23 protein-coding genes and 1 tRNA gene are annotated in these 22616 nt (G+C 58.5%); 18 read left to right on the forward strand and 6 right to left on the reverse strand.

The window, feature by feature from the left end; genetic code table 11:
* Nucleotide 1 precedes the first annotated feature (1 nt).
* A complete protein-coding gene (locus IG616_RS07175) occupies nt 2–445 on the forward strand; it encodes a flagellar export chaperone FliS (RefSeq protein WP_192147452.1) in 444 nt (147 codons plus the stop codon).
* 62 nt (nt 446–507) lie between these two features.
* Nucleotides 508–891, forward strand: coding sequence for a hypothetical protein (locus IG616_RS07180; protein WP_192147453.1), 384 nt, complete (start codon nt 508–510; stop codon nt 889–891).
* Here IG616_RS07180 and IG616_RS07185 read toward each other — a convergent pair.
* Nucleotides 881–1078: a hypothetical protein gene (locus tag IG616_RS07185; protein WP_192147454.1), complete on the reverse strand. Its 198-nt coding sequence runs from the start codon at nt 1076–1078 to the stop codon at nt 881–883. The two genes, IG616_RS07180 and IG616_RS07185, sit on opposite strands and share 11 nt — an antisense overlap.
* Before the next feature lie 251 nt (nt 1079–1329).
* Between IG616_RS07185 and IG616_RS07190 the strand changes: the two genes are divergently transcribed.
* The 6 genes from IG616_RS07190 to IG616_RS07215 are packed head-to-tail and all read left to right on the forward strand — an operon-like array spanning nt 1330 to nt 6351.
* Nucleotides 1330–2001: a flagellar hook assembly protein FlgD gene (locus tag IG616_RS07190; RefSeq protein ID WP_192147455.1), complete on the forward strand. Its 672-nt coding sequence runs from the start codon at nt 1330–1332 to the stop codon at nt 1999–2001.
* A gap of 12 nt (nt 2002–2013) precedes the next feature.
* A complete protein-coding gene (gene flgE / locus IG616_RS07195) occupies nt 2014–3270 on the forward strand; it encodes a flagellar hook protein FlgE (protein WP_192147456.1) in 1257 nt (418 codons plus the stop codon).
* Nucleotides 3267–3533 carry a hypothetical protein gene (locus IG616_RS07200; RefSeq protein WP_192147457.1) on the forward strand — a complete coding sequence of 89 codons (267 nt, stop codon included), beginning with the start codon at nt 3267–3269 and terminating at the stop codon, nt 3531–3533. Before flgE ends, IG616_RS07200 begins: the two co-directional genes overlap by 4 nt.
* Before the next feature lie 26 nt (nt 3534–3559).
* A complete protein-coding gene (locus tag IG616_RS07205; protein ID WP_192147458.1) occupies nt 3560–4021 on the forward strand; it encodes a hypothetical protein in 462 nt (153 codons plus the stop codon).
* A gap of 38 nt (nt 4022–4059) precedes the next feature.
* Nucleotides 4060–5445, forward strand: a complete 1386-nt coding sequence (gene flgK, locus IG616_RS07210; protein ID WP_192147459.1) for a flagellar hook-associated protein FlgK — start codon at nt 4060–4062, stop codon at nt 5443–5445.
* A 12-nt stretch (nt 5446–5457) separates the two neighbouring features.
* Complete coding sequence (locus tag IG616_RS07215) at nt 5458–6351, forward strand: flagellin (protein ID WP_192147460.1); 894 nt, start codon at nt 5458–5460, stop codon at nt 6349–6351.
* 860 nt (nt 6352–7211) lie between these two features.
* On the opposite strand, the gene IG616_RS23425 is transcribed toward IG616_RS07215, so the two are convergent.
* Together IG616_RS23425 and IG616_RS07225 are read right to left on the reverse strand one after the other, a co-directional pair.
* Nucleotides 7212–7421, reverse strand: coding sequence for a hypothetical protein (locus tag IG616_RS23425; RefSeq protein ID WP_192147461.1), 210 nt, complete (start codon nt 7419–7421; stop codon nt 7212–7214).
* Nucleotides 7422–7519: 98 nt separating this feature from the next.
* Nucleotides 7520–7596 (reverse strand) — tRNA-Met (locus IG616_RS07225).
* A gap of 247 nt (nt 7597–7843) precedes the next feature.
* Here IG616_RS07225 and IG616_RS07230 point away from each other — a divergent pair.
* Nucleotides 7844–8428, forward strand: coding sequence for a plasmid pRiA4b ORF-3 family protein (locus IG616_RS07230; protein ID WP_192147462.1), 585 nt, complete (start codon nt 7844–7846; stop codon nt 8426–8428).
* Between the two features lie 95 nt (nt 8429–8523).
* Here IG616_RS07230 and IG616_RS07235 read toward each other — a convergent pair whose 3' ends face one another.
* Nucleotides 8524–9243, reverse strand: coding sequence for a class I SAM-dependent methyltransferase (locus IG616_RS07235; RefSeq protein WP_192147463.1), 720 nt, complete (start codon nt 9241–9243; stop codon nt 8524–8526).
* The gene (mnmA, locus tag IG616_RS07240; protein ID WP_192147464.1) at nt 9240–10412 is read right to left on the reverse strand and encodes a tRNA 2-thiouridine(34) synthase MnmA; all 1173 of its coding nucleotides are present in this window, start codon (nt 10410–10412) and stop codon (nt 9240–9242) included. The genes IG616_RS07235 and mnmA overlap by 4 nt, the downstream gene beginning before the upstream one ends.
* A gap of 336 nt (nt 10413–10748) precedes the next feature.
* Here mnmA and IG616_RS07245 point away from each other — a divergent pair, with 336 nt between their 5' ends.
* The 9 genes from IG616_RS07245 (at nt 10749) to flhA (ending at nt 22272) form a co-directional block, all read left to right on the forward strand.
* Nucleotides 10749–13241, forward strand: coding sequence for a flagellar hook-length control protein FliK (locus tag IG616_RS07245; protein ID WP_192147465.1), 2493 nt, complete (start codon nt 10749–10751; stop codon nt 13239–13241).
* Nucleotides 13242–13274: 33 nt separating this feature from the next.
* Nucleotides 13275–13931: a flagellar hook assembly protein FlgD gene (locus tag IG616_RS07250; RefSeq protein WP_192147466.1), complete on the forward strand. Its 657-nt coding sequence runs from the start codon at nt 13275–13277 to the stop codon at nt 13929–13931.
* A gap of 294 nt (nt 13932–14225) precedes the next feature.
* On the forward strand, nt 14226–14501 hold the full coding sequence (sciP, locus tag IG616_RS07255) for a CtrA inhibitor SciP (protein WP_008194991.1): 276 nt from the start codon (nt 14226–14228) through the stop codon (nt 14499–14501).
* Between the two features lie 426 nt (nt 14502–14927).
* Entirely contained in the window at nt 14928–16541 is a 1614-nt protein-coding gene (gene fliF, locus IG616_RS07260; protein ID WP_192147467.1) for a flagellar basal-body MS-ring/collar protein FliF, read from the forward strand.
* Between the two features lie 2 nt (nt 16542–16543).
* Entirely contained in the window at nt 16544–17596 is a 1053-nt protein-coding gene (gene fliG / locus IG616_RS07265; RefSeq protein WP_192147468.1) for a flagellar motor switch protein FliG, read from the forward strand.
* A gap of 36 nt (nt 17597–17632) precedes the next feature.
* Nucleotides 17633–18325, forward strand: coding sequence for a FliH/SctL family protein (locus tag IG616_RS07270; protein WP_209007334.1), 693 nt, complete (start codon nt 17633–17635; stop codon nt 18323–18325).
* On the forward strand, nt 18322–18660 hold the full coding sequence (gene fliN, locus IG616_RS07275; RefSeq protein WP_192147470.1) for a flagellar motor switch protein FliN: 339 nt from the start codon (nt 18322–18324) through the stop codon (nt 18658–18660). Before IG616_RS07270 ends, fliN begins: the two co-directional genes overlap by 4 nt.
* Before the next feature lie 17 nt (nt 18661–18677).
* A complete protein-coding gene (flbD, locus tag IG616_RS07280) occupies nt 18678–20036 on the forward strand; it encodes a sigma-54-dependent transcriptional regulator FlbD (RefSeq protein ID WP_192147471.1) in 1359 nt (452 codons plus the stop codon).
* Nucleotides 20037–20109: 73 nt separating this feature from the next.
* Complete coding sequence (gene flhA, locus IG616_RS07285; RefSeq protein ID WP_192147472.1) at nt 20110–22272, forward strand: flagellar biosynthesis protein FlhA; 2163 nt, start codon at nt 20110–20112, stop codon at nt 22270–22272.
* Between the two features lie 34 nt (nt 22273–22306).
* On the opposite strand, the gene IG616_RS07290 is transcribed toward flhA, so the two are convergent.
* Entirely contained in the window at nt 22307–22546 is a 240-nt protein-coding gene (locus IG616_RS07290; protein ID WP_192147473.1) for a hypothetical protein, read from the reverse strand.
* Nucleotides 22547–22616: the final 70 nt, after the last annotated feature.

The raw sequence follows: 22616 nt of genomic DNA on the forward strand, positions 1-22616 counted from the left end.
CATGTCCTATGCCATGAACCGGGCCATTGGCGCGTACCGCCAAGCCGCCGTCGCCGTTCCACCTCTTTCAGCCGTCGTGTTGCTGTATGATGAAGTGCTCAACGCCCTGATCCTCACCTCGAGGCATCTGGCCGCCCGCGAGTTCGAGCAGGCCTACCTGCGGACACAGCGTGCAGTCGGCATTCTTCAGGGGCTGAGGCAGAACCTGAATCTGGAAACTGGCGGTGCGTTGGCAAAGCAGCTTCTGGATACCTACACCCGCAATATTTCAGCTATCAACGCGGTTTGCGGCAAGCCAGATGCCACTCAGAGGCTCGTGAAATTGTCGACTGGCTTGCTAGAGCTCCGCAACGCCTGGGCAGAGATGACAAGCCTATCTCAACGTCCGCTAGACCCCCTTCTAAAGGAGTTTGAAACCGAGTTTTCCCTTGTCAGAAATGCCTAGGAATAGACAGAAACATTTCGGACATGTACGTTTAAGGTAGTTGACCTTACGTCGGATTCGGAATGACTGCCAAAGAAGCCTGCATGTCCCTTGAGGCATTTGAGGACCGCCTTGACCAGTTTGGCGGTTCTCTCGCTTCGTGGCCTGCGGGTGACCGTAAACACGCAGAAACACTCCTGAGTATGTCCGAGGAAGCGCGTGCGCTTCTCGCCGAGGTCACAACAATGGAAACATATCTCTCCCGTGCCGTGCAGCTTCGAGCGCCGGCTGGACTTGCGGACCGCATCGCGGCCCGCGCATTTCAGCAGAAGCAGACCGAACTGCATCCGTCTCACCCGGCCTACGGCCTGGCAGAGCAAATCAGTGAGAGCTTCTCCTCGCAGGACGCAACGTCCGGCGCGGAAACAGCTCCAGGTACCGGTTTGACCACCGACATCACAGTTTAAGATCGCCGCCCGGTCCGTCCGGACGCAGCCCAAAGAGCCCGGCCAAAGAGCCGGGTTTTTTATTTTTGTTCTGTATCAGGCAAGGCATTGCGGAGATGCAGCTGATCGCATCTTGCCCCTCGCCCCGGCATTTCTTGCCGTCATCGCGCTGTGCGCATTCGGCAAGGCTACGCAGCAAGCGTTTCATGTGGCATGAAAACAGCTGAAATCCGCCAGGTGTCAGTAAAAATCCTCCCCAGAACGCTCTTCATGAATACTAGGCAAGTATTTCCCAAGAGCGAAATTTTAATAGGCATTCTTTTCCTGTATTAATATTGAATTTTTTGCGCCTGATCTTTCGCTCAGTCCCGTTTCAATAACAAAGGGACTATCAGCTGAGGAAAAAGATAACGGCCTCGTGTCCCTTGCAGCCAATTCGAATTGCACGGAGACAAGAAGTTGAGCATTTCATCCGTCAATTACTCGACGACGACCAGCACCTCGACGACAACGAGTAGCTCCTCATCTTCTTCACTGGGGATCACGAGCTCCGACTTCTTGCAGCTGATGGTCGAACAGCTTCAGAACCAAAGCCCGCTGGACCCTGCTGATACGGATTCCTATCTGGACAAGCTGGTCTCCTATGCCAGTTACGACACCGAGACAGCGATAGCGGACAGTCTGGAAAGCATCACTTCGACGTTGTCGAGCACGCTTTCGTCCAGCGGTCTTGGCTACATCGGCCAGACAGTTGAGGTCACGGGCAGTACGACCAGCCTTGAAGACGGTTCGGCAGAGTGGACCTACACCCTCGACTCAAATGCCTCCGACACCACGATCAACATACTGAACGAAGATGGTGACGTGGTCTGGACCGGCAGTGGCGAGACCGACGCGGGCACTTATTCCTTCACCTGGGACGGCACGACCACGGACGGCACACAGCTCGAGGATGGCGGTACCTACACCATCAGCGTCGAAGCAACCGATTCCGATGGGGACTCCGTCGACGGTTCGACCACCGTGATCGGCAAGGTCACAGGCATAGACGTCTCCGACGACGACAGTCTCCTGAAGATTGGCGACGCGTCGTTCTCGGTTGAGAACGTCCTTCAGATCCTGGCAAGCTAAGGAGTTCCCGATATGAGCTTGATGGGCGCCATTAATTCCGCAATCTCTGCGCTTTACGCTCAGAGCCAGGCCCTCTCCAATATTTCGGACAACCTCGCGAACTCCGAAACTACGGCTTACAAGTCGACCGACACCAGCTTTTCCAGCCTCGTTGCCGGCAGTGGCAGTTCTAGCAGCGGCGGTGTGACAGCAACCACCAGTTCGAACATCACCGAGCAGGGCTTGCTGGTCGCGTCAAGCAGTTCAACCGACCTGGCGATCGAAGGCGACGGCTTTTTCGTTGTTTCCAACGATACGGACGGCGGTCAGACCTATTACACCCGAAACGGTGAGTTTGAAGTCGACGAAGACGGCTATCTCGTCAATGACGGCTATTACCTCATGGGCTGGGCAACCGACTCGGAAGGGGATGTGATTGGCGGAACGAGCGAAAGCTCGCTTGTGGCCATCGACATCGACAGCGTGAAAAGTTCGGTGGACGCTACGTCCGAAGTCAGTTTCCAGGCGAACCTGCCCGCAGATGCTGCCGTCGGAGACAGTTTCGAGACCACGTTCGAAGTCTATGATTCCCTTGGCACGAGCAGTACCGTTTCCGTAACCTGGACAAAGACGGCGGAAAATACCTGGTCGATGGAAGTCGGAGACCCGGAACTTTCCAGCTCCGGTGAGACCATCGGCACCTCTTCGACTGACATCATTGAAATTGTGTTCAATGATGATGGCACTCTGGCTTCGACCGACCCAAGCCCCGCAGAGTTTTCCATCACCGGCTGGACCACCGGCGCGGCAGACAGCACCATCTCTCTCGATCTTGGCACGGTCGGCAGCGCTGACGGCCTGTCCCAATATGCTTCCGACGACACCGATCCCGACATCGAGATCCAGCAGATCACCCAGGACGGCCTGGCCTATGGCTCGCTGACCTCCATCGAGATCTCTGACGATGGCTCCGTGACGGCCTTCTTCGACAATGGCGAAGAGCGCGTCATCTACAAGATCCCCGTCGCGACCTTTGCCAATGCTAACGGCCTAACCGAACTCAGCGACGGCGTCTATGCGAGAAGCTCTGCCTCCGGCAACAGCACACTGCATGAGGCAGGGGAAGGCGGTGCGGGCACCATCAATGGCGGATGGCTGGAAGCCAGTACGACGGACACCAGTGAGGAATTCTCCAGCATGCTGAGCGCTCAACAGGCCTATTCCGCCTCGTCCCAGATCATGTCCACCGCAAGTGACATGTTCGACACACTGCTTGATGCCGTCAGATGACAGTTCTCCCGGGCAAGCTTGAGGAAAATCTGGCTCAGCTTCGGCGGCTTTCGTCGGAAATCCGGCGGCTGGCGCGGGATCAGGGCAATCCGGCTGCCCGGCTGAACCTTCTGCTGCTGAAGCGTGACCTGCAGGACCTCTTGCGGGAGATGCGCGCCGGGAAAACCGAGGTGTCCAGCACCCAGTCCCGCGCTCATTCCGCAAGCCGGGTCGCCGGCGCCTACGCGGTTCAGGCCCAACGCATCAAGACCAAGACACCCTGACTTTCACAAGAAGAGGCCTTCCTCCCATGCAGATCTCTCTGTCTTCGGCCATGATCGCCAAGATCGATAGCTCCATCCTGCACATGATCAGCGTCGCGGACGAGCTGATTTCGGTGACCAGCGAGGAATCCCGGCGCCTTCAGGAAGAGGCTCAGCCCGCTATCGACGATCTTCTGGCCCGCAAACGCGAGCTGATCCACGACTATGAGAACTGGATCAAGCTGTTCCGCACCCAGAAGAACGTTCTGCTCCAGGCATCGCCGATGCTGTTTGAGGAGCTTTTGGAGCGTAACCGCGAGCTTTCCGTCTGCCTGGCAGAAAACAACAAGCATCTTGAAAAGGCCATGACCAGCAACCGCAGGCGTGTGGAAACGATCATGGAGGTCATCCGCGAAGAGCGGAAGCCGCCTGCGGTCTATGGTGGCAACGGACAATACAAGGACCGCCCTGCGGCTCCTGTCTCCCTGCGGCCTGTACGAGAGGCCTAGCACCCTGCCTTTAACCCCTAGACCAGAAGGTTTCTACCATGACGTCCTTGTCTGCAGCTGCGAAAATCGCCTCCAGCTCGCTTGCCGCGACGCAGGTGCAGATGTCTGTCACCGCGTCCAACATCGCGAACGCGGACACGGAAGGCTACACCAAGAAAAGCGCCACGACCTCGGCGCTCACCAGTGCCGGGACCGGCAGTGGTGTTTCCGTCGGCGACATCAGCTCAGGTGTCAGCACTTTGCTGATGAAGCAGCTGACGTCGGCCACCTCGGAGACTGCGGCTGCGGAGAAGACCGCCGATTATCTGGACCAGCTTCAGTCCGCGATGGGGTCGACAACGAGCTCGGACGATACCGGCACGTCGCTTGCAAATATGCTGGCAAATGTCGAAACCGCCGTCTCAGACCTCGCCGGAACCCCGGAAAGCACCAGCTTGGCCTATTCAACGCTCAGCGCGCTGGAAACGCTGAGGAACGAACTCAACGACCTGTCGTCGACCATTCAGGACCTGCGTTCCAACGCGGATTCCGACATCGCCACCAGTGTCGATGCAGCGAATGCTGCCATCGAGGCCATCGACGCCTTGAACGACCAGATCGTGGCGGCTAAGGCCAGCGGCGCAAGCACGGGAGATCTAGAGGATCAGCGCAATACCGCCCTTGCGGAGCTGTCCCAGTATCTCGGCGTGACCAGTTTCCTTGGAAGCGACGGGAGTATAAAGGTCTACACCACCTCCGGCCAGGTACTGGTGGACTCCACGGCCCATAGCCTGTCTTTCGACGAGACAACGACAATCACCGCCAGCCAAAGCTATGACGGCACGTCTTCCGGACTTTCGGGCATTACGGTCGACGGCAACGACATCACCGACAGCATCAGCACGGGTACGATCGGCAGTCTTTTGGAGCTTCGCGATGAAACCCTGCCCGCTGCCCAGGACATGCTCGACGAACTGTCGGAGGCACTGATCACGACCTTGAATGCGGTCATTCCGGATCTCCTGACAGGAACCTCGGCAAGTGATATCGCTGTCAATCAGGACATGCTATCGGACCCTTCCACGCTCCTCAGCGGCAGCAGCGGCACAGCAGCGGAGACTGCGGAAGCCTTGCTTGATGCGCTTCAGGGCGAAACATCCTTTGATAAGGCCGGATCACTGAGCGCCAGACAGGAGGACTTTGCCTCCTATGCGACCGATATCCTGTCACTTATCGTCTCCCAGTCGAACGCGGCCGACAAGGCCCTGGAACTGGCCCAGACAGAGCTGACAACGGTCACCGACACCATCTCCTCCACCTATGGCGTCAACGTTGATGAAGAGACGGTCCGGTTGACCGAGCTCGAGCAACTCTATTCCGTGTCTTCCCAGATCCTGAGCATCCTGAAGGAGATGTTCGAGGACCTGCTGGCCGCAGTACAGTAAGGAGCGTTGACCATGAGCATGCGCGTTGCAACTTTCGGCCAGACCTCCACCGTTCTTCAAAATGCAATGAAGACCCAGGCGCGGCTTGCGGAAAAGCAGGTGCAGGAGTCCACCGGTCTGATTTCGACCGACTATGGCGGGCTGGGCAGTTCTGCTGGCGTGGTCGCCAGCCTGGAAGTCTCCGCAGCACGCACAGAAGCCTCCATCTCGACGGCGGAGCAGGCTCTCTCCCGGATCGAGATGATCTACGACGCCCTCGGTTCCATGAGTGACCTCATGACCGATCTTCGCTCTCAGCTTTCGGCGGCTTCCGTCAACACCGACACTACGCTTCAGGCGACTGCCGAAGCAATGCTTGAAGAACTGACCTCCCTGCTCAACACCCAGTATGAAGGCCGTTACCTTTTTGCGGGCGCAGAGACAGAAACCAAACCTGTCGATATCTCGGGCCTCTCCACAACTGATCTGACCACGGAAGACACGAGCTACTATCAGGGCGACGATTATGTGCAGTCGGTCCGCCTCAGCAGCGACCGATCCCTCGATTACGGCATTACGGCCGACAACACCGCCTTCGAGACAGCCATCCGGACCCTGTCCTATCTGGCAACCGCAACGGATCTGACCTCCGAAGATCTTTCGGCTGCTTCAGAGATGCTGGTGGATGCACAGGATCAGATCCTGGCTCTGCAGAGTATCACCGGCATCAAGGCTTCGACCCTTGAAACTTATATCAGCGACCAGGAGGACTATCTGGCAACCGTGACCGACCTGGCCACCACTCTGGCCTCGGTCGATATCGCCGTCGTTGCCGTCGAAGCTGCAAACTACAAGACCCAGCTTGAGGCCAGCTACTCGGCGCTTGGCACGATGACAAGCCTCAGCGTGCTCGACTATCTCAGATAGGCCGGGTGAAACGTGGCCTGCTGCCAGAGACCCCACCTTGTGTGAAGCCGGTTCTATATGGCAACCAAAACGACGAGCAAATCCCTTCCTGATGCTCCTGTCCGCGTGGTTAAATCGTGACGGAGAATGAAGCGGAACATCCTGTCCCGTGGGGGGCAATATCTTCGATTGCCGACAAGACCGGCGGCTTGGTGAGAACGTTTCATGAGTTGCTAAAGAGGGCCGGGGCCGGCAGCGGCAAACGCGCGGGTCTGCCGAGTGATGCCGCCGGGAGGACGGACGCATCGGAGCAGGAGAACCGTGAGCTTCGTCAGGCGAACGGGATCTTGCGCAAGGCGTCTGCTGATTTTGTCCAGGTGGAGCGAGCCTGAAAGTTTGGCGCCTGCTGAAGCGATAATATCCTTCATTTATGAGCACCGCTCCGTGCTCGGTCCCGAGCTGATCTGCAGGCCGCTGCCGATTGCCCAATCGGCTTATTATGAGAACATAGCCAAGCGGGTGGATAGGGATCGTCTGCCGATCCGCGCTTGCCGCGATGCTGCTCTGAAGATCGAGATACACCCGGGTATTCAAAGAGAACTTCCAGGTCTGCGGCATGCGGAAAGTCTTGCGTCATTGGAGCGGGAAGGCTTTGAGATTGCCCGCTGCGCCGTCGCCCGGTTTACGAGGTCGATGGGGTTGCGGTGCGTCATTCGCGGCAAACCGGCCAAAACGACATCCCCGGACGAGTCAGCATTCGGTTCAGTCGACCGTGATAACCGGCATTTCAAGGCACCGGCGCTGAACAGGCCTGGGTTCCGGATTTCACCTAAGTGGCTGCCTGGCAGGGGCTAGTCTATGTTACCGCTCGAGATTGGGCTCTAACCAATAACGCCTTCGATGACCCGCTCATCGACGCATTTGCCCGGCGTATTGCCAGCTTGCGGGCACGCCGTACAGGGCATGCCACCTTTGCTTTCGATGCCTTGGAACAAGCGCTCCATGATCGGCATTCCGTTCATGGCAGCGGGCAGGGCAAGTGCCTGATCAGAGACCTTGGCGGCAGACTGTTGCGGAGAGTTGTGTAACACTTTCCGTTTTTTGGGAGGTGCCGATGCCGTATACGAGGTTGTAACCTATGTCTCCGGCACAAACAGTTACCTATGTCTCCGGACCGGACAGGAAAATTTGGTAGCGGAGGAGGGACTCGAACCCCCGACACGCGGATTATGATTCCGCTGCTCTAACCGGCTGAGCTACTCCGCCATCCGTCGCCGTTTGCGGCGGGCGCCGCTGCGAATGTGGGGTGCTTATAGTGAGGGAATGGGCACGCTGTCAAGCGGCGGTGGATATGGTTTTCAACAATTGCGGCAAGTGTTTGAAAACAGCGGCGGCCTGTGGAAATTGTGCCTGGGGTTGCCTGGAATTGGGGTGGTTTTTTGTCTGCGGAAGGCAAAGAATGCCTCCCTCAGACATGAAACCCAGAGATCCTAGCCGCCGAAAGAAACCCCCGATGCGCAAACAGATTTCCGACGCAGCCCGTCTTCGCGTTACACTGCTTGATCTCGACCCGGCTCCGTGGCGGATTATCGAGGTTCCGCTGTCCATGACGTTCAAGGGGCTGCATGAGGCCATTCAGGCAGCGTTCTTGTGGTTCGATTGCCATCTCTGGGAGTTTGATGTTGCCGACCGGTGCTACAGCCTTCCGCTTGACGGCGATCAGGGTCTTGAAAGGACCTATAATGCCAGCACGGCACGTCTGACCAAGCTGCGGGACAGCGGCATTTCCGAGTTCCTGTACATCTACGATATGGGGGACAACTGGGAGCACCACGTCGAGGTCCTGGACTTGTTCGATATGCCGGCAGGCGCCCGTTTGCCTGCGTTCATCGACGGAAAATGGAGGCGGCCTCCCGAGGATGTGGGTGGCGTTCCAGGTTTCGAAATGTTTCTAGAGGCGATGGCCGATCCGAAGCATGAGGACCATGATGATCTTTTCGACTGGTACGGAAAGCCGTTCGATGCGCAGGATATCGAGCCAGAAATCGTGAAGGTCCAAATGGGCCGCCTCGCCAGCATGCGCAGACCAAAAAAATAGGCCATGCCCGCATCGGACACTTGAGCCCGTGTCCTAAACATAGCGGATCGCTTAGGCAATATGCGCAAATGGAGGCGGGCGACGCAGGAGGCGCTTCAGTCCCCCGGCGTCCCACCCGCCTTGCGGAAGCTCATCAGGGTGAACAGGCCGAAGGGAGAGAGCGTTTCCTCATCCTCCAGCACCATGGACGTGTGTCGCAGGACGCGTGACTTCGGGAATTCCGGATTCCAGCCCAGACGGTCCGCGTAGCGCTTCAACCCGCGCTCGACCATGGCGCGAGGTCCGTGGGCGGCCGAGAAGTGATTGACCAGAATAACTGTCCCGCCCGGCTTCGTGACGCGTTCCAGCTCTCGCAGAACCCTGGCAGGGTCCGGCACGACAGGCATCACATACATGGCAACAGTGATGTCGAAATGATCGTCCGGAAAGGAGAGGTTGCCGGCGTCCATGCAGATGAGGCCGGCGATGTTGCCAAGATCCGCTGACCGGATTCTAGCCCTCTCCAGCATAGCTTCGCTGAGGTCGATGCCGGTAACTGTCAGGTGTTTGCCATAGTGAGGCAGGGACATGCCGGTGCCGATCCCGGCCTCCAGCACATGTCCTTCAAGGGCGTTGATACGCTTGACCGCCGCATGGCGGCCCCAATAGAGCGGGGCCCGGAAGACCATGTCGTAGTAGGGTGCCCAGCGGGCATAGGCCGTCTGGACAGCCGTCTCATCCAGATGCCTGGCTTCCCGTGAGATCCTGTTCCAGCGCCGTTGCAGCCACAGTTTCAGTTTGCGCAGGCGGTCCGGAAGGGTCTCACTCGAAGTCATGCAGTTGCTGCCTTTTCAGGTTGCGTGTCTATGGTCCAGGTGCCAGCTCTTTCTGCCCTGGCAATCCAGCCGCCGCCCAGAACCCGTGCCTCGTCTCCATCGCTGTCGAAGAACACGCAGGCCTGGCCTGGCGCAACGCCGGTTTCGCCTGACACCAGATCGACGCTGACCTTGCCGTTTTCAACGCGCAGGCGGGCCGGTGCGGGCGGGCGAGTGGAGCGCACCTTGGCAAAAATGTCTAGATCACATCCTTCATCCAGAGGCATGTCACCGATCCAGTTCAGTTCGCGCAGATAGATTCGGCGGGTTGCCAGCGCCTCGCGCGGGCCAACGAGAACCCGTCGGGTATCCGCATCAAGCCGCACAACGTAAAGCGGTTCGCCGGTGGCAACGCCAATGCCCCGGCGCTGGCCAATAGTGAAATGGATGATGCCGTCATGGTGGCCGAGCACGCGGCCGTCGATGTGGATAATCTCTCCTGGCTCCGCCGCATTGGGCCGGAGCTTCTTGATCACCTCGGCATAATTGCCGTCCGGGACGAAGCAGATGTCCTGACTGTCGGGCTTATCGGCAATTGAAAGGCCGAACTCCCGCGCGAGCTCCCGCACTTCTGCCTTGGGCATGCCGCCGAGAGGGAAGCGGATGAAGTCCAGCTGTTCCTGGGTGGTTGCAAAGAGGAAGTAGCTCTGGTCCCTGTCCAGATCGGACGGGCGGAACATGGCGCGCTTGTTGCCCTGAATGGCGGTGCGGACATAGTGGCCGGTGGCGAGCACATCCGCTCCCAGATCCTTGGCGGTCTTCAAGAGGTCCTGGAACTTGACCGTCTGATTGCAGGATACACAGGGAACCGGGGTTTCACCGGCGATGTAGCTGTCGGCAAACCGGTCCATCACCGCTTCCTTGAAGCGGCTTTCATAGTCCAGGACATAATGAGGAATGCCTATCTTTTCGGCGGCCCGGCGGGCGTCATGAATATCCTGTCCCGCGCAGCAGGCCTTCGCCTTGCTGACCATGGCGCCATGGTCATAGAGCTGAAGGGTGACGCCGATCACATCGTAGCCTTGCTGTTTCATCAGCGCGGCAACGACGGAACTGTCAACGCCGCCGGACATGGCGACGACAACACGTGTGTCTTCAGGGCGGCCGGGAAGATCCAGGCTGTTCAGCATTACATTTCACCAAGGTATTCGGGCCGCAGGGATGCGCGTTGGCCGCGGCGATCGCCTTATTTGCAGTCCCGGCCAGTCCGGTCCGGCGGCAGAAGGGTTTCAGTTGGGGCGCACTATACAGAAATGGGTGCGGCAAGCCAATTGCGCCAGCTGCATACCCGGCAAGCTTTGCCGGGGGTGGGAAAACGCTGCCGGTCCGGGCGGGGAGGGCGATCCCTTTGATCTGAATAAGTGTCTGAAAAATATGAGTTTAGATTATTATTTGCTCTGGCGTACTGCTTGCATCTGATTGTCCGAGTTGGTCTGTCCGGGTCTGCCGGGCTGGAAAATGCGGAAATGGGGGCACCCTTGCTGCCAGTTGGTCTCTACACTGAAGTCTCCTCGAATGCCCTGTCTGCTGGGCAGGGTGCAGCAGCAAGTTCGCCTGCAAGTGCGCTTGACGCGTTTTCGCAGGTGCTCGCCAATCTCTCCGGTGATGGTGAGGCCGCCGGTGAGGATCTGGGGACTGCGACGGTTCCTCCGTCGTCCTTGGCGGCAAAGGTAAAAGTTACTGGCCCTCAGATGGCCAATGCCGCTTTGCCGGACCTTTCTTCTTTGGATGGGTTAGATTCAGGCGCACAGATCCAGCTGCCAGTTCTGAACGGCGCTGGGCCGGATGAATTGCAGCTTGATGCTGATGCGCCAGTGGCTGGCTTGACCGGTGGGTTGGACGCCGAAGGTCCTGCTGAGTTTGAGTTGCCGGCTGATGATGCGGATGAGGCGGCCGATGATCCCGGCATGCCGGATGCGCTGGCAATGATTCAGCCGGTTCCCGTTCCGCCTGCGCCAGTTTCTGCCTTTGCAGAAGTGGCGGTTGATGCGGAAGCTGGTTTGACCGCGGGTGCGGTTGATGCTGGCGCGGAGCTTGCCTCCGATGCTCCAGCGCAAGGTGCGGGGCCGCAGTCCGGGGCGGGGGAGGAGATCTCTGCCCTGACGCCTCAGGCTGGCATGCCGGTTCAGCCGCAGGCTGAAGTGCCGGGCGCGCCGCAGCTGTCCATGCCTTCTGCTCCGGTGCCGCAGCCTGGTGTGCCGCAAGCATCGATCTCGTCAGCGCTGGAGCAGCAATTCGCCACGGTTGAGGCTCCAAGTCTTTCCGCAACTGCTTCGATGGGGGCAGCGCAACTGATTGATCTTGCTGCAGATGTCCTTCCGGCTGATGCTGATGTCGAAGCGCTGGCGGGAACAGCGAAGGCGCAGGTCGCGGTACAGGTGCCGTCCAGCGCTCCTGTCTCATCACCCTCTTCTGAGCCGCCTGCTCGTTCTATACCTGTCGAGGGCGGGAATGCTATTGCCGCAGCTCCCATGACGGAGGATGAGCAAGCTGACGTCAGGACCCCAGCTATCGGCAAGGCTGACGCGTTTCCTGCTCAGGCGCAGGCCGTTGGTTTTCGTGATCTGCCGGCTGTGGCGGTTGCAAATTCGAACGCTGCGGTGAACACGAATACTCCGGTTGCCGCAGGGCTTGATGCGGATCAGGCCGTTGCTGCCGGGGTGCGTGACCGGATGACCGGTGTTGTTCCTGCCGCGGAAGCTGGCAAGGGGAATGTTCAGACTGCCTTGAACGAGGGGGCGTCCGGAGCACCTGTCCTGACAGAAGATGAGGGTGTAGTCGTGACGCCGGTCAAGGCGCCGGGGAAGCGCTGGCTGTCGGAGTTGCCTGAACTCGCCCGTTCCGCACAGTCCGTTCGATCTCAAGCTCCCGCCACGCCTCAGGTGGCCGCGCCTCAGCCTGCCGCTCAGCCCGACCCTGTCCTTTTGGCCGATCTGGATGGCGGCGAAAGCTTGAAGACAGGTGAAACGTTGCGGACGGCAGTCGGCCAGAGTGTCCCTGATGCAGGGGAAACAGTTCTCTCCTTTGTGAAGACCTCGCCTCAGACGGCATCTACCGCCTCGTTGGCTCAGGCCGCAGCAGGTGCGCAGGGTTCCAAACCGGGGCAAGGGGCTGCAAAGGCAGGTGAGAACCTTGCCGCAACAGCGCAGCCCGTTTTGGGCAATTCAGCCGCTACGGCAGATGAGGGTGCCCTTCCTGTTTCGGCCACCGATGCGCTTGCTGATGGTGGTGATTTGCCATCAGCGCTTTCCCCCAAGCCGCAGGTGGCTGGTCAGGACGCTGCGGTTCCCGGTGCGCCGGTGACAGCAGGCACGCAGAAGAGCGACGCAGCGGCCAAGTCTGATGCAGCGGGTCCGGCCGCCATGGCTGCAGCTGGAGCTGCCGTTCTAACAGAGGACGACAGCACGTCCGGCACGGACGGTTTGACAATGGATGGCGAGTTCGCCACCCAGCTGCGCACCACGAACCAGCATCTTGCCCGGATGGATGCTGCAACGGCACAGGCCCAGACGCAGGCCCATTCCCAAACGGGGCAGGCCGCCTCCCAGATTGCCTCTGCCATGGCGCGCACGCTCAGCAATGGTGACACCAAGTTCCAGATGCGGCTGGATCCGCCGGAGCTTGGCCGTGTCGAAGTGCATATGAAGGTTGCCAAGGACGGTAGTGTTCAAGCCCATATGATTGTTGATAGCCCTGAAACCCTGGACATGTTCATGCGGGATCAGCGCGGCCTTGAGCGGGCATTGGCAAATGCCGGGCTGAACACGGATTCCAGCAGTCTTCAGTTCTCACTTCGTGATGATGGCGGCCAGGGGTTTGCCTCTTCGCAGGACAATGGATCCGGTGGTGGCCACTCAGACCGGTCTTCATCTTCGCAGGAATCGGATGATGCAGTCAGTGAGCCACTGGCCGGAAACTATGCACGACGTAACCAGTCCGGTCTCGACGTCCGGGTTTAAGGCAGGCTTTGGCCTAGTCAAGGAGTTGACCTCATGAGCACCGTATCAGGTACTTCAGCGTCTTCGGGCTCAAAGAGCAGCGTTGCTTCGAACGCTTTGAGCGGGAATTACGAGCTGTTTTTGACATTGCTGACGACACAGATCCAGAATCAAGATCCGCTGGATCCCCTGGATTCCGCAGAGTACACGAACCAGTTGGTGCAATACTCTTCCGTCGAGCAATCCATTCAGACCAACCAGTATCTGGAGACGCTGGTATCAGCGATGGAATCCAGCCGCGCCTCAAGCTATGTAAGCTATCTTGGTGCGGAGGTCACTGCATCCGGAAGCACCACCATGCTTGAGGACAGTGTTGCGAGCTGGGATTACTCCATCCAGGACGATGCCGAAGGCACCGTGGAAATCCGGAATGCGTCTGGAGCATTGATATTCAGCGATGATCTGAATCTTGCGAAGGGAAGCAACACCTACTACTGGGATGGCATTTCCAACAGCGGAACGAATTCCGATGATGGCGCCTATACAATCACCTTTAAAATGAAAGACAAGCAGGGGCAGAGCGAGCCGGTCTCTACTGAGATCTCCGGAGTGGTGGACGAAGTAGATCTTTCCTCAGGGGATGCAATTCTGAAGATCGGCACTCTCCGGGTTCCGGTCAGCTCCGTTCTTACGGTTAGCCGGGCAACTTAACAGTTTGCGTTCGGGAAAGAATCCAAGCGTTTGTAAAAATTAGTAGTTCGGATTTAAGCGGCATCCACGGGCAACTGGGGTGCCGTTTTGCATTTTGCCAGCCAGTCTGCACATAGTTAACAGAAGTCAGTTCAATAGTTACAAATTTAGGCAAGTTGAAGTGGTTTTTCTTAAATATCATTTAGAGATTCGAGATTTTATAGTTAATAATCCGTCTACGGGTGCTTAGGTAAATTTTAAACAGCTGGCTGTACTCTCAAAATCAACCTTGGTCATGGTTTGTGTGAGAGTACAATGACCGAACAAATTCGTTCGCGTGTAAAATATGTCATCGGGCCCGATGGGAGTCCTCTAACAATCGCGGATCTTCCGCCGACTTCAACGAAGCGGTGGGTGATACGGCGGAAGGCAGAGGTGGTTGCCGCAGTGCGCGGTGGTCTCCTTTCCCTGGAAGAGGCCTGTCAGCGGTATACTCTGACGGTTGAGGAATTCCTCTCTTGGCAGAGTTCCATAGAAAAGCATGGGCTTGCGGGTCTTCGGGCGACGCGAATCCAGCAGTACCGGAACTGATTTCCGTTCTGGTCTGACAAGGCGAAAGAACACGTTAATTCCGGAAACGGGATGCTGAAACAGGGTGGCCGCTGGCTGCCCTTTTTTGTTTTCCCGACGTCACTTTCGAGCGGGCGCCAAAGCTCCCGTGCTTTCAGTGGATTAGCCAAAGCAGGGTCTCGGCACCTGTGCCGAACACCTGTAGGTTGCCCGTGAATTGAGATTATTTCTCAATAGTTAACGCGGTAGGCAGCTTTTCCCCACCTCTCTTGCAAAATGCATAACTGAGAATGGCAGAAAATGGCCAAATCAGGCATGCCTAGAATGCGGCGTTAACCACTTGTTAACCTTCTGGACGGCAAATTTTGCCTATTGGTTAACGCGTGTGTGACCAAAGGGTTCCATAGGAATCCGGCAGCGGGGCAATTAGAGCGTGAGCGGGCAATCGTGAACGGATTGATCGAATTCATTAAAACACTGGGACCGACCCGTGTCGCGGCCATGGGGGCGGTCGCGGCGATTCTGGTTGGGGTCTTTGCGTTCATTATCTTCCGGGTCACGGCTCCCCAGATGACCCAGCTCTATTCCGATCTGACGCTGGAAGACTCCAGCGCCATCGTCAATCAGCTCGAATCTCTCGGGGTTCAGTTCGAGATCAAGCGCGATGGCAGCCAGATTCTCGTCCCTTCGGAGCAGGTCGCCCGCCTGCGCATGCGTCTTGCTGAAGACGGTCTCCCGACCGGGGGCAGTATCGGATATGAAATCTTCGACCGGTCCGACACGCTCGGCGCCACGAGTTTCGTTCAGAACATCAATCATCTCCGGGCTATCGAGGGTGAGCTGTCGCGCAGTATTTCCTCGATTGACCGTATCAACGCAGCCCGTGTCCATCTCGTTATCCCGGAGCGCCAGCTGTTCCAGCGTGACCGCCGCCCTCCGTCCGCTTCCATTGTTCTGAATGTGCGCGGCTCGCTCGGGCCTGGTGAAATCAGGGCTGTTCAGCATCTTGTTGCAACGGCTGTCGAAGGGCTCGATCCGGAGCATGTCTCGATTGTCGATGAGACCGGGCGCCTGCTTGCCTCAGGAACTGACGCAGATCAGGAAGGGATTATCTCGGGGTCGCTTCAGGAGCGGGTGGTTGAGATCGAGTCCCGCCTGCGCAATCAGATTGAGGAGATTCTGAACAGTGTTGTCGGACCTGGACGTGCCCGTGTCCGGGTTGCTGCGGATGTGGACTTCAACCGCACCACTGAGACCACGGAAAGCTTTGATCCGGAAGGGCAGGTTGTCCGCTCGACCCAATCAAAGGAAGAAGCATCGTCCAGCACCGATCCTCAAAATGAGGTGACGGTTGGTAATCAGCTGCCAAACGGCGGAAACAACACGCAGGGGCAGGGCAAGGTCGATCAATCCAGCTCGACCGAGGAAATCGTCAACTACGAGGTTTCAAAGTCTACCAAGACGCAGATTGTCGAAGCTGGTCAGATCAAGCGCCTTTCCGTTGCCGTTCTGATCGACGGGGTTTATGCGCCGGGCGCAGACGGCCAGATCGCCTATTCTCCACGTTCCCAGGAGGCCCTGGACCGGATTGCAGTGCTCGTGCGCTCCGCTGTGGGCTTCGATGCGGCCCGCGGTGATGTGGTTGAGGTTGTGAACCTCCAGTTCGCTCAGCCGCCGCAAGTTGACGACGTCGTAACCTCCGACCTCTTCGACTTCACCCGCGAAGACATCATGCGCTTTGCAGAGCTGGGTGTACTGCTGCTGATTTCGCTGCTGCTGCTGCTCTTCGTCGTCCGTCCGCTGCTGCGGCGCATCGTAACCCCGGAAGAGCGGATGCCGCAGGAACTCGTTATCGGGCCTGACGGTATGCTGGTCGCCGAAAGTGCCCTGCCTGCCGAAGTGAAGGATGAAGAGGACGAGTTCCGCATTGAGTGGATTGAGGAAGCCAAGCAGGAGGGTGCCCTGCAGGCCAGCTCGATTTCCAAGGTAGGGGCGATGATCGAGGATCATCCGACCGAAGCCGTCAGCATTGTGCGCGGCTGGCTTGAAGAGGCTGCCTGACCATGGCCGGAGGGGACGCACTTCAGAAACAGCTGACGGTCAGCAGCGATGAGAGTGAGCGTGAGCTGCGTGGCGCAGAACGGGCAGCCGTTCTTCTGCTTGCGCTTGGAGAATTGCACGGAAAGCCCATCTGGGAACGCCTTGATGAAATCGAGGTGCGGCAGGTGTCCGCTGCAATGGCCAACCTCGGTCCGGTCACGCCAACTATGCTGGAGTCTCTGTTCAAGGATTTCGTCCGCAAGATTGCTTCCAGAGGCGCCCTGACAGGCAACGTGGACGCGACCGAGCGGCTGCTGGCCAACTTTCTCCCGGGTGACCGCGTCAGCATCATCATGGAGGAAATCCGTGGTCCGGCCGGGCGGAACATGTGGGAGAAGTTGTCGAACGTTCAGGAAAACGTTCTGGCGAACTATCTGAAGAACGAATATCCTCAAACCGTCGCGGTGGTCTTGTCGAAGATCAAGTCCGATCATGCCGCCCGTGTGCTGGGCATTCTGCCAGAAGAGCTGGCTCTGGAAGTCGTGAGCCGGATGCTGCGTATGGATGCGGTCCAGAAGGAAGTTCTGGAGAAGGTTGAACAGACCCTGAGGGTCGAGTTCATGTCCAACCTTACCAACACATCCCGGCGCGACAGCCATGAAATGATGGCCGAGATCTTCAATAATTTCGACCGTCAGACGGAAGCCCGGTTCCTGGCCGCTCTGGAAGAAGAAAACCGGGAAGCAGCCGACCGCATCAAGACGCTGATGTTCACCTTCGACGACTTGATCAAGCTGGACGCAGCGAGCTGCCAGACCCTGTTGCGGAGCGTGGAAAAGGACCGCCTTGCGATCGCTCTGAAGGGGTCTACAGATCAGGCACGCGAGTTCTTCTTCGGCAACATGTCGTCGCGTGCAGCCAAGCTGCTCAAGGACGATATGGAGGCGCTTGGACCGGTTCGCCTGCGTGATGTGGATGATGCGCAGACGGGCATGGTGAATACAGCCAAGGATCTGGCCGCAAAGGGCGAGATCATGATTTCCAAGTCCAAGAGCGATGACGAGATCATTTACTGATAACAGGGCAGCGATCGAAACAAGATAATGGGCAGAATGACCAATCCGTCAAAATTCCTGTTCGATATGGATTTCTCGGAACCTGTGGAGCCTGAGGTTGAGGCTGCTCCGGAGCCGCAGATACCCATGATCCCGGTGTCCGAGCATCAGGCACTTGTGGAAGCGGCCCGTAAAAAAGGCTTTGAACAGGGCCGGGCGGAAGCGCTTAAGGATTTGCAGGAAACTCAGGAGAAGATCCTGACCGATGAGGTGGGGCGTTTGTCGGGAGCCGTCGTCCAGGTTCTGCAGACCATCGACGATGCGGTGAACGCGCAAGAGCGGGACGCCGTCGGCCTGGCGTTTCTGGTTGCGAGGCGTCTGTGTGCCCATCTCATCGCGCGCCAGCCTCTGGCCGAAGTGGTGGCGCTGGTTTCAGAGTGCCTTGGTCCGCTCCGCAGGGCTCCCCATCTCGTCATCCGGGTTGCACTGCGTGATGTCGAGAACCTCAAAAAAAGGCTGGACCCGATCATTCGCGAGAAAGGCTTTGATGGCCGTCTGGTGATCCTCGGGGAAGATGACATCGGTCCGGGGGACTGCCATATCGAATGGGCCGATGGCGGGATCTTGCGCGACCGCAAGGAACTCGACAAGCAGATCGACACAAGCATAAGGGCCTATCTGGCAGCGCGGGCGGCCAAGGCTGCATCCAAGACAGCGCCTGCGGCAGAGCCTAAGGATACCGGCCAATGAGCAAAGACAACGACGGCGGCATTCCGCTTGACGAACTTGAGGTGCCGGGCCGCGAAGCCCGGGATGGCTCCGAGAGCCATGGTCCTCAATCCGCTGCGGATCTGGAGGCGGTCTTCGACGTGCCCGTCCGGATTTCGGCGGTGCTGGGCCACTCCCGGATGCATGTTTCCGAGCTGCTGAAGCTGGCGTCGGGCACAGTGCTGGAACTCGACCGGAAGGTCGGGGAAGCTATTGATATTTATGTGAATGACCGGCTGGTAGCTCGCGGCGAAGTGGTCCTGGTGGAGGACAAGCTCGGCGTGACCATGACGGAAATCATCAAGGCAGATCGATAAGGGGTCAGGAGCCGGTCATGCGACTTCTCATAGTTGGTACACTGGGCGGCCAGCTCACAACGGCGACCAAGATCGCCATGCAGCGCGGAGCACAAGTCACCCAATCGGACGACATCGAAGGAGCGCTCAAGGTTCTGCGCTCCGGGCGCGGTGCCGATCTGCTTATGGTGGATGTCGGGCTGGATATCGCGAGCCTGTTGAACAAGCTTCAGGCTGAGCGGGTACATGTGCCCGTTGTTGCCTGCGGAGTGGAAACGGACGCTCAGGCAGCCGTTTCGGCAATCCGCGCAGGCGCCAAGGAATATATCCCGCTGCCCCCGGATCCCGAGCTGATCGCAGCCGTTCTGGCCGCTGTGTCGCAGGATCAGGGCGATCTTATCTACAGGGATGAGGCGATGGCATCGGTCGTGCGGCTGGCCGAGCAGATCGCACCTTCTGATGCGTCTGTGCTGATCACAGGCGAGTCCGGTACCGGTAAGGAAGTGATCGCCCGTCATGTTCACCGCTGCTCCAACCGGTCCAACAAGCCATTCATCTCCATCAACTGTGCAGCGATCCCGGAACATCTTCTGGAGTCCGAACTGTTCGGGCATGAGAAGGGAGCGTTCACCGGAGCCGTAGCCCGGCGTATCGGTAAGTTCGAGGAAGCTGATGGCGGCACGCTTCTGCTGGACGAAATTTCAGAGATGGACGTGCGCCTTCAGGCCAAGCTGCTGCGTGCGATCCAGGAACGGGTTATTGACCGCGTCGGCGGCACCCGCCCTGTTCCGGTCAACATCCGTATCCTTGCGACATCCAACCGGGATCTCGGCGAAGCGGTGCGCGAAGGCTCTTTCCGTGAAGACCTTCTTTTCCGTCTCAATGTGGTCAATCTGAAGCTGCCGCCGCTGCGGGAGCGCCCTGCCGATGTGCTGGAGCTTGCACGTTTCTTTGTCGAACATTACGCGAAGATCAACGGCGTTCCGGCATTGCCCCTGTCTGTCGAAGCCCGTCAGGCCCTGGCGGTAAACCCGTGGCAGGGCAACGTGCGCGAGCTGGAAAACACCATGCACCGCGCCGTTCTTCTCGCCCATGGGGATGAGATTGGAACTGAAGCGATCCTCATGCCGGACGGCAGCCCGATTCAGAGCTCCCGCGGCCCTGCGGAGCGTGCGGCACAGGCGGCCGAGGCGGTTTCCCGGTCCTTCGTCGGACGTACCGTTGCGGATGTGGAACGGGACTTGATCCTCGACACTCTGGATCACTGCCTTGGCAACCGGACGCATGCGGCAAAGATCCTCGGCATCTCCATCCGCACGCTCCGGAACAAGTTGAACCAATACACAGATGAGGGGCTTCAGGTGCCAGGGCCGGGCGAAGTCCGCTCTGCCTACTGATACCGAATCTGGCATCATCAACCGGCAGGCAGCTTGCGAAGGGCGCATGGCCCTCCGCCATCAGGAATAGAGCATGACGGACACGACGTCTGGAAATGAAGGAAAGGTACCTGTGGTACCGGACCAGCCGGTTGTTCCAGCCGGCGGCTTTTCCATGGCCAGTTTCGGTGAGATTGCGGCGACCCTGAAGCGTGGCGACACGGGGCTTGCCGTCGGCGTCATGGTCATCCTGACCATGATGATCCTGCCCATGCCGTCCGTGCTGCTGGACATGTTCCTGGCGGTGTCGATCATCTTCTCCGTGCTGGTTCTGATGACAGGGCTTTTCATTCAAAAGCCTCTGGAGTTCTCCTCCTTCCCGACGGTTCTGCTGATCTCGACCATGCTCCGGCTGGGTCTGAACATTTCTTCCACGCGCTTGATCCTGTCCAACGGACATGAAGGGACAGCTGCTGCGGGACAAGTGATCCAGTCCTTCGGCAACCTCGTCATGGGCGGGAACTTTGTCATTGGGGTGATTGTTTTCGCGATCCTGGTGATTGTGAACTTCATCGTTATCACCAAGGGTTCCGGGCGTATCGCGGAAGTCGCGGCCCGCTTTACCCTGGACGCGATGCCTGGCAAGCAGATGGCGATCGACGCTGACCTGTCATCTGGCCTGATCGACGAGAACGAGGCGCGGACCCGCCGCCGGGACCTCGAAGCGGAAAGCGCCTTTTTCGGGGCCATGGACGGTGCGTCCAAGTTCGTGCGCGGCGACGCCATTGCGGGCTTGCTGATCACGTTCATCAACATTCTGGGTGGCATCTTCATCGGCGTCGCTCAGATGGAGCTTTCGTTCTCGGAAGCAGCAAACAATTATACGCTGCTGACCATCGGCGATGGTCTTGTGTCCCAGATCCCAGCGCTGATCGTTTCCACGGCAGCCGGTATTCTTGTGTCCAAGGCCGGGGTTCAGGGCGCAGCCGACAAGGCGCTGGCCACCCAGTTCACCGGCTATCCCAAGGCACTTGGCATGTCGGCTGCGGTCATGGCGATCCTGTCGCTTCTGCCGGGCATTCCGATGATTCCGTTCCTGGGCCTTGCCGGTGGCGCTGGTTATCTGGCCTTCAAGGTTGGAGACAAGAAGAAGCAGGTCGCAACGGCTGCAGAGGTCAAGAAAGCAATCGAGTCTGCGCCCAAGCCTCCCCCGGAGCCACCGATTACCGATGCTCTCAAGATGGATGAGCTTCGCATTGAGCTGGGCTATGCCCTGCTGCCGTTGATCAACGGCAAGGAGCCGGGCGGTGCGGATCAGCTGACCGAGCAGATCAAGGCCCTGCGCCGTCAGGTCGCGACTGACATGGGTGTTATCATGCCGCCCGTGCGCATTCTCGATAATATTCAGCTTGGTGCGAACGAATACGTCATCAAGGTCAAAGAAGTGGAAGCCGGGCGCGGCGTCCTCTATCCGAACCATTTCATGGTCATGGATCCAGCTGGTGGTCAGGTGAAGCTGCCCGGCACGCATACGACGGAGCCGACCTTCGGTCTCCCGGCAACTTGGGTGGAAGGGCAGTACCGCGAGGATGCGTCGCTGCGCGGCTATACGGTGGTTGATCCGGCCACAGTTCTGTCGACTCATCTCACCGAGACGATCAAGAACAATGTCAGTGAAATCCTGACCTATGGGGACGTTCAGAAGCTGCTCAAGGAAATGAAGGGTGATCAGGCGAAGCTGGTCGATGACCTTATTCCAGGACAGATTACCGTCTCCGGCTTGCAGCGCGTCCTGCAAACGCTGCTTAGCGAGCGTGTGTCGATCCGCGATCTGGGCACCATTCTGGAAGGCGTGTCCGAAGCGACGGGCATGACGCGCAACACGAGCATGATTGCGGAGCATGTCCGCAGCCGCCTTGGACGGCAGATCTGCGCCGCCAATCTTGCGCCCGGTGGATATTTGCCTTTGATTTCCATGTCACCGAAATGGGAGCAGGCGTTCCTGGAAGCGATTGTTGGCGAGGGGGACGACCGCCAGCTCGCCATGCAGCCGAGCAAGCTGCAGGAGTTCGTGGTAAAGGTCCGCGATGCATTCGAGACTGCCGCCCAGCAGGGTGAAGTTCCTGTTCTGCTCACATCACCCCAGACACGGCCCTTCGTCCGTTCGATTGTCGAGCGGTTCCGGGCACATACGACGGTCATGAGCCAGTCGGAAGTGCACCCGCGGGTAAAGCTGAAGACGATCGGCGCGATCTGATCCGTGGGCTTAAGGCCGGGTCAGCAGAGGCCCGTCAGACGAGGATGTTGACGCGGGCCATTGCGCTGGCGGTCGAGGAGTAACTGCCTTGTATGGCATTGACCGTCTGCTGCTGGCTGATCGTAACCGAAGTGGCAAAGACAGAGGTCAGGTTCGCGCGTAACTGCTGACCCTGCTGGATCGCTTTTTTGCGCGTGTTCGACCAAGCCTTGTTGAAGTCAGCGAGGCTGGGCTTCTCTTGCCGCTTTGCGTAATTGTTTCCGATTGCTGCCATGGCATCACCTTCGGTCACTATGGTTAACGACGGATTAACATGTCGTGGTAAGCGGCACTCATTCAGCGGC

Origin of the sequence: Roseibium litorale (assembly GCF_014842915.1) — a bacterium.
Classification (GTDB): domain Bacteria; phylum Pseudomonadota; class Alphaproteobacteria; order Rhizobiales; family Stappiaceae; genus Roseibium; species Roseibium litorale.